10 protein-coding genes are annotated in these 12,721 nt (G+C 59.7%); 4 read left to right on the top strand and 6 right to left on the bottom strand.

Annotated features, from left to right (window positions below; genetic code table 11):
- Positions 1-1,605, top strand: a complete 1,605-nt coding sequence (locus tag IV088_RS07235) for a POTRA domain-containing protein (RefSeq protein ID WP_291099784.1) — start codon at positions 1-3, stop codon at positions 1,603-1,605.
- Positions 1,606-1,696: 91 nt separating this feature from the next.
- Here IV088_RS07235 and IV088_RS07230 read toward each other — a convergent pair whose 3' ends face one another.
- Positions 1,697-2,371, bottom strand: coding sequence for a response regulator transcription factor (locus IV088_RS07230; RefSeq protein ID WP_291099782.1), 675 nt, complete (start codon positions 2,369-2,371; stop codon positions 1,697-1,699).
- Positions 2,368-4,224: a 7TM-DISM domain-containing protein gene (locus tag IV088_RS07225; RefSeq protein WP_291099780.1), complete on the bottom strand. Its 1,857-nt coding sequence runs from the start codon at positions 4,222-4,224 to the stop codon at positions 2,368-2,370. The genes IV088_RS07230 and IV088_RS07225 overlap by 4 nt, the downstream gene beginning before the upstream one ends.
- Before the next feature lie 675 nt (positions 4,225-4,899).
- On the opposite strand from IV088_RS07225, the gene IV088_RS07220 reads away from it, so the two are divergent.
- Entirely contained in the window at positions 4,900-5,958 is a 1,059-nt protein-coding gene (locus IV088_RS07220; RefSeq protein ID WP_291099777.1) for a ParA family protein, read from the top strand.
- 62 nt (positions 5,959-6,020) lie between these two features.
- Here IV088_RS07220 and IV088_RS07215 read toward each other — a convergent pair whose 3' ends face one another.
- The 3 genes from IV088_RS07215 to IV088_RS07205 form a co-directional block, all read right to left on the bottom strand.
- Positions 6,021-8,153, bottom strand: a complete 2,133-nt coding sequence (locus tag IV088_RS07215) for an ATP-binding protein (RefSeq protein ID WP_291099774.1) — start codon at positions 8,151-8,153, stop codon at positions 6,021-6,023.
- A gap of 4 nt (positions 8,154-8,157) precedes the next feature.
- Positions 8,158-9,336, bottom strand: coding sequence for an ABC transporter substrate-binding protein (locus IV088_RS07210; protein ID WP_291099772.1), 1,179 nt, complete (start codon positions 9,334-9,336; stop codon positions 8,158-8,160).
- Between the two features lie 108 nt (positions 9,337-9,444).
- Positions 9,445-9,675 (bottom strand): hypothetical protein, encoded by a 231-nt coding sequence (locus tag IV088_RS07205; RefSeq protein WP_291099956.1) that lies wholly within the window; start codon positions 9,673-9,675, stop codon positions 9,445-9,447.
- A 472-nt stretch (positions 9,676-10,147) separates the two neighbouring features.
- Here IV088_RS07205 and IV088_RS07200 point away from each other — a divergent pair, with 472 nt between their 5' ends.
- Positions 10,148-11,167 carry a tripartite tricarboxylate transporter substrate binding protein gene (locus tag IV088_RS07200; protein ID WP_291099953.1) on the top strand — a complete coding sequence of 340 codons (1,020 nt, stop codon included), beginning with the start codon at positions 10,148-10,150 and terminating at the stop codon, positions 11,165-11,167.
- Positions 11,168-11,176: 9 nt separating this feature from the next.
- On the opposite strand, the gene IV088_RS07195 is transcribed toward IV088_RS07200, so the two are convergent.
- Positions 11,177-12,160 carry a LysR family transcriptional regulator gene (locus tag IV088_RS07195; protein ID WP_291099768.1) on the bottom strand — a complete coding sequence of 328 codons (984 nt, stop codon included), beginning with the start codon at positions 12,158-12,160 and terminating at the stop codon, positions 11,177-11,179.
- Positions 12,161-12,363: 203 nt separating this feature from the next.
- Between IV088_RS07195 and IV088_RS07190 the strand changes: the two genes are divergently transcribed.
- Positions 12,364-12,721 (top strand): delta-60 repeat domain-containing protein (locus IV088_RS07190; RefSeq protein WP_291099766.1); only part of this gene is annotated, 358 nt, incomplete at its 3' end.

Below are 12,721 nucleotides of genomic sequence, written 5' to 3'. Positions count from 1 at the left end.
ATGAACAAGCAGACAACCCGCTGGCTGTGCGCCGGCCTCTTCCTGTTGACGCCCATTGCCCAGGCAGCGGCCCAGGGCGTGAACCCTGACCCGGCGGTGGTTCGGCAAGACCATCTCCGCCGGCTGGAACAAACCGCCCCCGCCATGCCGACGCCGCCGTTGGCAGCGCCCAGAACACAGCAAGCTGTGGCGCCGGAGTCGGCGGCCAGCGTGACGTTCACGGAGGTTCAGTTTTCGCAGACCGCCTTGCTGTCCCCGGAGGAACTTCGAGCCATCGGGCAACGCTACCTGGGACGCTCCCTGCGGACGTCGGATATCCAGGCCTTGCTCAATGAGGTCTCGGGCCTGTACCGCACCAAGGGCATCCTGACCGCCACGCCGGTGCTGCCCCAGCAAAACCTGCAAAGCGGCGTGCTTCGCGTGCTGCTGGTGGAGGGGCGCCTGGGCAGGGTGAAGGTGCGCAACCCCGGGGATGGAGACGCCGAATGGGTGCAGCGCTGGTTTGATCTGGCAACGGATGAGGTCGTGACCAATGAGGCGCTGACGTCCCGTCTGGCACGCTTCAACGCGGCCAGCGACCTGTACGCCAGCGCCGAGTTCATCGCGGGAGAGCGCTTTGGCGTCAGCGATCTGGCGATCGATGTCATCGAAGGTGCCCGATCCCAGTTCTGGACATTCGCAGAGACCACCAACGCCAGCACCGACGCATCGGGCCTGTTGGCTGTGGGGTGGCGCATGGCGCCCTTCAGCCCCACAGGCGGCAAGCTGGAAGCGGCCCTGTTGCGTTCGCAGCAGGGCGTCACCCTGGTGGGGGGCACCTCATGGCCATGGGGTGTCAAGGGCTGGAGGGCCGGCATCAACGGCTCCGCATCGGACACCCGCACACGCGTGCGGTCCGAGACCGAGGCCCAAGATCTCTTCATCGACGGAAAGTCGTCGGCCGTGACCCTGGAATTCGGCCGGACCTGGGTGCTGAGCAGTCCCTGGGTCATGGGAACGGGCATCAGCTGGGGCACCACCCGTTCACGATCGAGCGTGGCCAACGAGACCTTGCTCGACCGCCGGCTGGACAAGTTGGCTCTGACCAGCACGTTCGACTATGAGACCAGCCAGCAGCGAGCCACCCTGCGGGCCAGTGCCGCCACCAGCAAGGGCGGTGACGGCCGGTTCAAGCATGTCGACGTGTCGGCCCTGGTTCAAACGGCGCTGGACGACAGCGGCCGCTGGCATGTACGGGTCAATGGCATGGCGCGACTGGCCACCAGCGGGCAGGGCAGCAACGCAGACCCCATTGTGCTGGGCGGGTCTGACTCGGTGCGCGGGTTTGATGCGGGTGCGGTCACCGGCGACAAGGGCAGCGCGCTGCAGCTTGAACTTCGACATCGAACCACGTTTGGGGGCTCACCGCTGGGAGAGGTCTGTGCCTTTGTGGACTCGGGTCAGGGGTATGCCGAAGGCAGCTGGCAAAAGATCGCGTCCATGGGCCTGGGCTTTCAGGCAAAGATCAGCCAGAATCTGGGCGTCGATCTCGTTGTCAGCCATCAGCTGAAGTCCGAACAGGCTCCTCGGAACCGATGGCTGCTGAGGCTGGTGGGCAGCTGGTAGGGCCCTTGGCGCTCGATGACGGCACCTTCGCCCGTGCCGGAAGCGCTGGGGGAAGTGAGCCCGACAGGCGCTCGCCTGGCCAGCGCGCCCCTCAGGACAGGTGAAGCTTTAAACAGAGCTTGTAGCCGTGCCCCCGGACGGCGCGAATGGTGGGTTCTTCGGCGCCAGCCAGCGACATTTTTTTTCTCAACTGGCTCAGCCGGACGTTCAGGTTCGCCCGGCTTGTGGCATCGTCCCCCAGCCGCAGATGGCTGGCGGCCAGGGCATGCCCCAGCACCTGGTCCCGGGCTTGCGACAGTCCGACCAGCAGACGCACTTCGGATTGTGAAAGCGACACTTCGCGTTCGGGCCCGTGAAGCGTGAGCCGCACGGTGTCGAGCTTGCAAGACACTTCGTCCTCTGACCCTTTGATGCGCAGAGCGATCGAATTGATCACCGCCAGCAGTTCCTCGGCATCAAAGGGTTTGGTGAGATAGATGTCGGCGCCGGTTTTGTAGCCCGTCAGACGATCACCCAGATCGCTTCGGGCGGACACGATCACGATCCCCGCACCAGGCCTCGCCCGTCGTAGGCGTTTGGCCAGGCTGATGCCGTCTTCCCCCGGCAAGTTCAGATCGATGATGTACAGATCAGGCAGGGCCAGGGAATGGCCTTCGTCAACGTCTTCTGCTCGAAACACGCCCTGGGCGTTGTGTCCGTTTTCGCAAAGCATGCCGACAGTGGCATGTCGCAGTAGATCGTGGTCTTCCACCACAAGGATGTTCAAAGGGGGAGCCATAGTTCAAAACGGATGCTGTGAGGGATCGGTACGTAACGGATCAGTCCACCGAGCCGACTCGCAAAACCTGCCACGAGATAGAGCCCAAGACCCGAGCCTGTCTGCCGGTGGGCATGGGGACTTCGGTAGTACTTGGAAAACACACGCTTGGGATCCGGCCACCCCGCAGGACCGGGCTGGTTCTCGAAACAGATGCGAACGCCCGCACGTCCGTCTTCGGCGCAAGGGGTCAACCACACATGCACCTCTTCTCCCGCCGGGCCATATCGGCAAGCGTTTTCCAGCAGGTTGCTCAGCAGCATGCGCACCATCTGTTCGTCCGAATGCAGGAGCACACCGCCCCGGCCGTGGCACACCACCTGCTCACTGACGGGCCGGGCCTTGATGAGTTGCTGCAAGACCTCCAAGGGGTCGAACCGTGTCTTGCAAAGCACCTGTTGCGCATCGTCCATGCGTCCGGCCTGGACGCACCGGTCCACAATCAAGGTCATCTCGTTCACCGCCAGCTTGACGCTGTTCATGGTCACTGGCGAGGGATTGGCCTTGCCGGTGAGCATGCTGATGGCCGCCAAGGGAGTCTTGAGCTCATGGGCCAGCATGGCCAGCAGATGCTGCTGCTCTTCCCGAAAAGACCGCTCGACCTTCATCGTCTCATGCATGGCCTGAAACTGGGCTTGTGCACTTGCCTGCCGACGGGCCAGCCGGAGGGCTCGAACCTGCAGGATCCACATCATGACGAGGCCCGACAGCAGCGCGTGAGACAGCGGAAAGAACACGGCCACCATGGGTGCGTCTAAGAGACCCAGGACGGGCAACGCACTCACGAGGACGGAAGCGAGCAGCAGCAGGTGCGCCACGACCATCGACCGCTTGGACACCAGCAGCGTCGACTGGGCTTCGGGTGTGGACGGGTAACGACTCAACAGGGCCATGAGCATGCCCAGCAGGGACGCCACAAACAGGACGCCCACGGTCAACATCATGGCTTTCAAGGTCTGGCCAGAGAGCTGCAAATACAACGCCGCCGGTGGCATCAGGATCAAGGCCGTGAACAGCCGGATGGTCCAAGGTGGCGGCTTCAGCAACTTGAAAAACACCAGGTGGTAACACAGAGCCGCCAGCGAATAGATGATGAGACACAGGCTGGAAAGGCTGTCCACCCAGAGAGGAGGAACCACACCTTCCAGGAGCAGACGCATGTAGCCCAGAACAAAAAGCGCATACACCACCGCACCCAGCTGTTTCAACACAAACAGCCCGAGCAGCCGCTCAGGTGCGTTGAAGTAGATGTTCAACGCCCAGCCCAGAAACAACACGAGCACGCCGAGGTACGCTCCGCTGAGCATTTCGATCAACATGTCGTACCGGCGCGACCCCTCCACAGTCAGGGCCTCGACACCGATCAGACGGCTGCTGCTGGTCTTCACACGAAGCCACACATACCGTTCCGTGTCGCCGCGGGGCACCACAAAGCTGAAATAGAGCGATGGCGCCTCGTCATCGCTCCATGCAAAGCGATCCCCGGTGCGTCGTGGAAAGGGTTTGGCGTCGAGTGGGTCGAAGAGCTCGATTTCGTCCAGCTGGGAGGGGGTGATACGCAAAATGAGGGATTCCTCGGGAGACCCATGCTCGGACTCTCGCACTGCGCGGGGTGCGATGAGCAGACGGACCCAGATCGGGGCATCACCAAACCCCCGGCTCAGCAGGCCGGTGAAGGGGGTGAACGGCTGATGCCTGGCGTCATCCAGTGAACGCTGACCCGTGTCGTCCTCGAACCACGCGCGCTCCTTGAGGGGATCTTGAGCCCAGCAGACGGAAGCGCTCAGGAACAACAGCAACAAGATGCCCGTCGTCAGCGCGCGCACTCTCAGCCGGCACATGCAGAGCAGAACCCGACCCCATGAAACAGACCAACGACGCACGGATTCCGATCCTCACAGCAAACAGGCTGGTGTGACAAATGACAAATGACAAATGACAAATGGGTGCTGCACCAGCATGCAGACGGTGCTTGGTGACGCCTGTCGCGGCGAGTCCTCGAGGCGTCTGCGCTAAGCAGCTCAGCCTGTGCCTTTCATCTGCGCGCAACTCAGAGGGCCTTTGTAGCGCCACAAAGTGCTCGCGCGAATTCAGGGTGATCCGGTCCACCAGAAACTGGCATGCTGATTGTAGTGATATTTTTATTGTTTTTAATATTAAAACAGAAGCTCTTATCATTTGCATGAATGACAGGGACTCACTGAGTCGGCGCACGGAGTTCACTCGACCGACCTTCGACCAGGGTCATCGCATCTGCCTTCCTGACGCGCCATCTCTCGCATGACACTCACATCAGAGCCAGCACCTCAACAGACAGGCATATCGCTTTTAACGTTTTTGACAGAAAATATCTTCATCGATTCCAGGTGCGGACATGCCGGTGAAACCGTGCAGCCTGACCGAAGCGCCTTGCCACATGAACCTCGGCAAGCCTCACAGGCGAGCCTGCGACGCGCCAGAAACCAGTTGGGGAAACAATGCCAGTTGTCGCGGTCGTGAACAGAAAAGGCGGTAGTGGCAAGAGCACCTTGTCTACCAACATCGCGGGCTGGTGTGCCCACAACGGTTGGCGGGTGATGCTGGGCGATGTGGATCGACAGCAGTCCGTGCGCAGCTGGCTATCGCGCAGAAGCCCCCAGGCCGCAAGAATCACAACCTGGGCGCTGGACAACGGCAAGGTGTTCAGAGCCCCTCCAGGCACCACTCACGTGGTTCTGGATACGCCAGGGGCCTTGTACGGTCATGATCTGGCGAAGCTGATCGTGTTGGTGGACGCCATCGTCGTTCCCATCGGTCCGTCCATGTTCGATCGGGACGCATCGCTCCCCTTGCTCGCTGAGTTGGCGCAGCACCCCAAAGTTCGCGGCGGCAGGTGCAAGGTCACTGCAATCGGCATGCGCTGGCCCAAGGAAAGCATGGAGCAGTGGCAAATGAACGGAAGAACCTGGGACGTCCCGCTGCTCACCGTGATACCAGACGGTCCGAACTACCGAAGCCATCTCGACACGGGAAGCAGCGTCTTCGACGAGCCGAGGGGTGAGCCCATCGACAACACCAGCTGGGAACCCCTCATCCATTGGCTCAGTGAGGTTTGGCACCAGGCACCACCAGGAAGGCCACGCTCAGAGCCGGCAAAGACAGCATCAGCCGCACATGCGCCGAACACGACCGTGGACACGCTCCCCGACGATCGTGTGCCCAACAGAGAGGTCATCACAGCACCAAGGGGGGCAACAGTACGCCACTCGGGATCACCGGTGAACACACCCGGCAGTCCCAGGTTGCAGGCACCAGCGATACCCCTCTACCTCCTCAAGAGCGCGGCCAACACCTCCGCAACGACGCCAGCAGACAATGCACCGGGCCTTTTCCAAAAGAAACATGCTCAGGTTCTGGTCCGGGAAACGCCTCGCACCGAAAAACCAGGCCTGATCACCACCAAGCCTCGTGTGGATTCCCGCCGACCGCCAGAGCGGCACGCGGAGAGATCAACAAAGAAAAAAAGCTGGCTGCTGCGCCTCCTCAGGATGCAGTGATGGCGGTTCAATGAAGCCGGAGCCACGCTGTGTCGCGCTGACAATGCGGACCGAAAGCAGCATCAGGCATTGATCGAGCGCGCAGGGACCTCAATCCAGGCAGTGGTTCCATGGCCCAGCAGGCTGTCCAGTCCGCAAGTCCCCCCCATGCGCTCGCTCAAACGCCAAACAATAGACAAACCCATGCCCGCACCGCCGTAGTGACGGGTCGAAGACGGGTCCAGCTGAACAAACGGCTTGAACACTCCTTCCTGCTGCCCATGGTCAATGCCGATGCCGGTGTCGGTCACCGAGAACTTCAGCGTTCGCATGCCATGGGCATCCTCACGCTCAGACGCTTCGACGCGCACCCCTCCCTGGTGGGTGAATTTGAATGCGTTGTCCAGCAGCTTCTCCAAGGCGCGCGTCAGGTGATGACGATCCAATAAAAACCACTGGTGGCGTGCGCCCGTCCACTCGAAATCAAGCGACAGGCCATTCTTCAATGCCAAGCGCTGATACCGGGATGTCACCTCCAACAGAAATGCATCGATCTGGACGGGTTCGGGAACAAAATCCGTTGCGTGAATTTCATCATTGGAGAACAACAGCAAATCGTTCAACAGGCTCAACAGCCCTTCACCCGAGTCCAGAATCGCTTGTGCCATGTCACGCTGACCCGATCCATCCCCCTCGTCGGACAACATCAACTGGGCTGAAACAAGAATGCCATTCAGGGGGGTTCTCAACTCATGACTCATGGTTGCCAGGAATTGACTCTTGGTCACGTTGGCTGCTTCTGCTTGCTGCTTTGCAAGGATCAATTCTGAAATATCCAAACGCAATCCGACGGTATACCCACGGCTGGTGCGTCGTTGGATGTCCCTGACCCAACGACCCGGGCCCGTTGTGTCGATTCTGACGTCTCCAAAAATATGGTCCGCGAGGCGCTCCCGGACAAGACTCTCCTGCTCACTGGCACTGACATCTGGATGGTCATGTTTCATCTTGGCGCGCAAAATGGCCTCGAAGGACTGGCCAGGAACCATCAAATGGCTGAGCAAGGAATATTCATTCTGAAACTCTTGGTTGCAATAGACCAACTTGTCGTCAGGATCAAAAATCACGAAGGGCTGATCGAGCGCTTCAATAGCGTTTCGGAAGCGCTCCTCACTTTCGGAAAGCTGTCGGGTGCGCACATCGACCAGCGACTCCAGTTGCGTGTTGACAGTCTCGTAGTCTTTCAGCGTTTTTCGCAGGGTTTTGGAAAGAAGGTCAATTTCGTCCCGGTTGGAGTCGTCACCGGACAAAAGACCATGATGTTCAGACAGCGCCTGGCAATGATCGACAAGTTCGTTGAGGCGCCCGGTGATGCGCTGCGCAAGCAAGCCGGACAGCTTCCAGGTCAATACACCCATCAACAACGCCAGCACCGCGGAAGCGATCACCCGCGAAAGCACGGGCGCGAGCCAAGGGTTGTCTGTGCCGTACAACCGCAGTGTGAGGGGGCCTCCACGCACGTCCTCACTCAGGGGCAGATCAAAAGACACGGGGAAGTTTTCCGTGTCACCCCGTGAGGGCTGAGTCATGAGTACGCGGCCAGCTTGGAACAGCCCCAGACCATGGTCTTGGTCCACCTTGGAGGTTCTCTGCAGCAGCAGATCGCCCAGATCAATCGCGCCGGCCAATGCACCGATGGCGTCCTGGGTGTAGGGATAGACCACCGGGAAGACAAGCACCAGATACAAGTGCTTGTCGCGCTGGAATATTTCGACGCGCGGCTTGTTCTCGCCGATGCTGAGCAGCAAGGACTGATGGAGCTTTTGAGCCCCCACATCGAAGCTGAGCTGCCCAAGTATGGGACGAGCTCGATAGTCCACCAGCATGGCCGATGAACCATGCAGAGGTCGCGCTCGAGACTCCAGAAATGGTTTGAGATAGGCGTTTCGACCTGCGGAGTCGGTGAGACTGGTCCAGACCAGTGGGCTTTTACTCAAATTCCGGAGATCCTCGATCTCGTCATTGACATCACTCGTCAACACATCACCGATGACACTGACCCCACTTTGATGCGTACGGATCTGCGCCTTGGGGATCTCCAGCAAGGTCATCCCCAATAAAACGGACCCCAAGGTCACGATGATCAACATCGTCAAAGCGAAGGAAGCTCTTTGGATTCTTTCGGTCAATGACAAACGAACCGGCCACAGGTTCATGAATCTATTTTTTCTTTGATTTTGTGATGGGGATCAATTGCCCATCCATGGCATATCGGGCAAAAAACAGCACATCGCTGCTCAAGGCATCATGACGAGTGCGCGTGAAGGGCACACCCAACCGCCGGACCAAACCATCATACGAGCCCAAGGTTTCCAGGGCATCACGAACTTTGACCTTGTCGGTGCTTCCCGCCTTGTTGACAGCGCGGGCCACAAGGTGGGTGAGATCGTACGCATGGGCCACCCCCACAGGGCTTTGTACGAACGATGCAGACGCAATCCCATATCGGCGTTTCAAGGCATTCAAGACTCGGCGGGCAGCCGGGCCATCCTGACCCAAAAAACTGTACGACTGAACTACAGCAAAATCGACCTTGCCCAACGCATCACCACTCATCTTGTGGAAGTTCCCACCGGTCACGCCCCAATGGCTGAGGATGGGCAAGCGTTGTTCGGCAGGCAGCGCCGCGACCTCTTTCACCAGCACCGATCCTTCAGTCTCGTTCGCGATCAGCACGATGACTTGGGCACCTGCGTTGCGCAATTGTTGGTACGACTGGATCAACGAGGCGTCGCCCCAGTTGTACCAATGGTGTCCCACCAGCTGCACACTCGCGGAGGCCACGGCATTTTCCAACGCGCTTTTGTTGCTGCGCCCCCAGGCTGTGTTGGGCAGCAAAACGCCCAGCCGCTGGGCGCGGTAGTGCTCGCGGGCAAATCGAACGAAAGCAGGCCCTACCCAGGCATCCTTGATGGAAAGGCGGAAAGTGAAGCTGGGTCGGTAGTGGTGATCGGTGATCAGATCGGCAGACCCCCATGGATCCATCAACGGGATACCCAGCTCATGAACCAGTGGCAGGCTCTCGATATAGATCGGACTGAACTTGCCGCCAAAAACAGCCACGAGCCCGGGGATCTGCGAGAGTTCACGCAAATTGTCCAACCCAACGGCCGTGATGGAGCGGTTGTCCCTGACCAAGATCTCCAGCGGTCGCCCCCCCAACACACCACCAGCTTGGTTGATCTCCTCGACAGCGACCTCCATCCCCTGGAGCACAGCCTGCGCCGAGGTGCTGGTTTTGTGTCCGAACTCGGCATCCAGCCCCAAGTAGACCGGCTCCTTGCCAGAAGCACCCGCCGTCCAGAGCATGAGGCAAAGAGTCAACACACTCTTGATCATAGAAATATCTCAAAACTTAAAAACAATAGTATTTTTATCAACAAAATCGATTTTCAAGCAAAAACAAGAGATGCATAGTCAGGTATGACCATCTCGTGAGGTCTTCCACTAAACCTGAACAAGTCGGAAGGCGAGCATCGCCCACAAGGCAGCCTTGACATGAAGAAGTCCAGACCCAGCAAAGGCCAGAAAGCCTGCATCCTCAGGCAAGCTTGGCCAGCCCACGGTGGCACACACCTTCACATGCCCGAACTGGCGCTTGATCAACAGGAACGGGTGTTCGACCTTGGCCCGGATGCGCACTTTGGCCTGCTCGGGCTTGGCTTTGGTCGCGCTCATCGGCGTACACCTGTCCAGCAAGCATCCGGTTGAGTTCCTTGAGGGATTGGGTTAGTGGCGGTTTCCAGTCACTCAAACCCAATTTGGATGAACCACGGATACAACTTATTGAAACGTCACAACCAGACGCCGCATTGGAGCATCCACGCCCATGTGGACATCGACGCAGGCAGTCGCCACTTGAACCCGAGAAAATTCTTTGCGAAAAAGCACGCACAGCGACGGGCTTAAAACCGTGCCTAGACACGACGTCAGGAAGTGTTGTCACAGCGGGCTGCTCGTGATTCACAAAATTGCCAATATCAATAATAAAACAAATAATTCTATAAATATATAGAATATCAATCCGATGCACATACCAAACATACATGGCACCCGGATCATCTCTACCGGTGCTCAGAAATGTTGCCGATCGACCAAGAGGGCGACATTTAACGGCGCAGAACCCTCTTACAAAAAGCGGTCCTTGCTCATGAGAATAAAAATAGCTGTTGACAGGCTTTTGCCCATTGTTGCGCTGCTGTTGCTGTTGTCGACGGCACAAGCAACAACGGCCAGGGACGATAGCCTCAGTGCAGTCACGGAATGGCGGTCAGCACAAAAGCCCCTCCGAGTTCTTCTCGGATATCCCGCGGGTGGTGGTGGTGACGCCATGCTGCGCGTTTTGGCCCCGGCCATCGCACAGGAGCTTGGCACAGTGGTGGTGATCGAGAACAAGCCTGGCGCGGCTGGCCTGCTGGCCCTCAATGCCCTGCTGCAAGGCAAACCGGATGGCAACGCGGTGATGCTGGCCGACACTGGCGTGCTGATTGCATTGCTGCTCCAGGTGCCCGATCGGCGCTCGCTCCCCCCGTTCAGCCCCATCGCGGCGCTGGGCGCACTGCCTTACGTCCTGGTTGCCAGACCGGGTTTGGAGGTGCGCGACGTGCCAGCCCTGATTGCCCTGCTGCGCAACCATCCTGGGCGCTACACCGTGGCAACACCCGGTCAAAGCAGCATCGGCCATCAGGCTGCTGAACGGTTCCAGCGGGCCGCCGGTGTGCACCTGCTGTCGGTGCCTTACAAGGGCGGTGCGGCCGTCCTGGCCGACCTCGCTGCAGGGCGCGTGGATCTGGCGTTTGTGAGTCTGTCGACGGCCCTAAGCGCCGTTTCCATGGGCGACGCACAGCTGTTGGCGACGAGCGGCCTGACGCGACTGACCGAGCTTCCCGGGTTGCCATCGCTGTCGGAAACGCTGCCTGGATTCGAAGCGGTGACATGTGTGTTCCTGATTGGGCCCGCGGGCATGGAGCCATCCCTCATGCGCGAACTGGAGCACGCGCTTCGGGCCAGCACCGAACAAACCAAGGTCGCCGCAGCCCTGGCCCTGCAAGGGTTGACGGTGGCGCCTGCGGGGTCAGATGCACTGCGCATCAGACTGGACCAACAATGGCGCCTGCTGCAGATTCAGTCCAACACGAAAAAGGACGATATGACCTCTCCGGGTGGTTGAACCTTCGCATCATCGGCAGGGGCTGGCAAACCCGTCAGCCTGGTCGCTCGATGGGCTCGCGGACACTGCAGCGCCTTGAGTGACAGGCACTTCTGTGCGACCCGTTGGCCGAGAAACCTGGCGAATGAGGCCAGCGAACAGGCTGGCTGACGGAGAAAGTGGCCAGCCTCGGCGTTGAACGAGGCCGATTTCGCGCCAAACGCCTGGCTTCTCCATCGGGCGCACCACAATGTCTGACAGGTTCATCCCGTCCAAGGCCAGTGCCGGCAAGACCGCGCAACCCACGCCGTTACGCACCAAGGCAATGGCGGTCGACAGCGAACCTGTCTGATAGCTCGGCCGTATTTCCACACCGGCGGCCTGGGCCGCGCGGTCGGAGTAGATGCGCACCCCAGACTGGCGTGAGGCTGAGATGACCTTGTGCTGACGCAAGGCGCGCCAGGTGACGGATTCCCGCAATGCCAGCGGATGATCGGCGTGTATCGCCGCCACCATCTGGTCACGTCCCAGCGGCTCGAAGACCAGCTCCTCGTGGGCCGTGGGGTACAACCCCCAGCCGAGTTCCACATCGCCGTGGCGCACGCGCTCCAGCAGCAGCGAGGCGGGCTCCTCTTGAAACACCAGGGCCACACCCGGGCACAACCTGTCGAATTGCGCCAAGACCAGCGGAAACAGACTGCAGGCCACCGAGGCAATCACCGCAATGGTCAGGGTGCCCTGGAGCCCGGCGTGCAAGTCCTCTGCGTGGCGGCTGAGGTCTTCCATCTGGCGCACGGTGCGCTGCGCCTTCCCCAAAATTTCGCGGCCAGCAACGGTCAGAGAAATGCGGCGTGTGGTGCGGTGAAAGAGGGGCAGCCCCAGTTCATCCTCCATCTGTCGAATCAACTGAGAGAGCGCAGGCTGCGACACCCCCATCAGATCGGCAGCAGCCGAAAAAGAACCGCACTGGCTGGCATGGACGAAGGCTTGCAACTGACGAAACGACAAATTCATATCTTTATCTTATCAATTTAGATGTATTTATCATTAATCGCATGCTCCAATAATCTGCCAGAAATGTTGGAAAGTTGAACTTAGCCCACTCGTGGCTCGGTTCAGAGAGCTTCCGTTTCTGCCTGTGCCGCCAGTTGCGGGGCCTCTGCTCCGATCTGTGCGGTATGCACCGAAATCGCTACACAGTGGAAAAAATCCAAACCATGCCTACCTACCATCCCAGCCTGCCCAACCCCACCCACTCCCGCGGCCTACGCACAGCACTGACGAGCTTGGCCATGGCGGCCATGACGTTTGCCAGCCATGCGGGCCCCGCCGGTCCGGGGTCTTTGGATCCCATGTTCGGTGCCGATGGCGGCAAAGACGGAACGCCCGACGGTGTGGTGGGTGTGTCCCTGGGTGCTGGCAGCGAACTGGCCGAGGCCGTGGCGATGCAGAAAGACGGCAAGATCATCGTCGTCGGGTCGTCCACCAGCACGGGGAAGTCCCGCAACATCGTGGTTCAGCGCCTGAACCCCAACGGCAGCCTCGACAAGAGCTTCGGCGCTGATGGCGGCAAGG

Origin of the sequence: Hydrogenophaga sp., from assembly GCF_018780075.1 — a bacterium.
In the GTDB taxonomy this organism is placed as follows: Bacteria; Pseudomonadota; Gammaproteobacteria; order Burkholderiales; family Burkholderiaceae_C; genus Hydrogenophaga.
This window is presented reverse-complemented; position numbering and strand designations above follow the sequence as displayed.

Bases quoted from the DNA above. Each gene is read 5' to 3' on its own strand.
- IV088_RS07205 (WP_291099956.1), bottom strand. From the start codon at position 9,675: ATGAGCGCGACCAAAGCCAAGCCCGAGCAGGCCAAAGTGCGCATCCGG.
- IV088_RS07215 (WP_291099774.1), bottom strand. From the start codon at position 8,153: ATGAACCTGTGGCCGGTTCGTTTGTCATTGACCGAAAGAATCCAAAGA.
- IV088_RS07210 (WP_291099772.1), bottom strand. From the start codon at position 9,336: ATGATCAAGAGTGTGTTGACTCTTTGCCTCATGCTCTGGACGGCGGGT.
- IV088_RS07200 (WP_291099953.1), top strand. From the start codon at position 10,148: ATGAGAATAAAAATAGCTGTTGACAGGCTTTTGCCCATTGTTGCGCTG.
- IV088_RS07220 (WP_291099777.1), top strand. From the start codon at position 4,900: ATGCCAGTTGTCGCGGTCGTGAACAGAAAAGGCGGTAGTGGCAAGAGC.
- IV088_RS07235 (WP_291099784.1), top strand. From the start codon at position 1: ATGAACAAGCAGACAACCCGCTGGCTGTGCGCCGGCCTCTTCCTGTTG.
- IV088_RS07195 (WP_291099768.1), bottom strand. From the start codon at position 12,160: ATGAATTTGTCGTTTCGTCAGTTGCAAGCCTTCGTCCATGCCAGCCAG.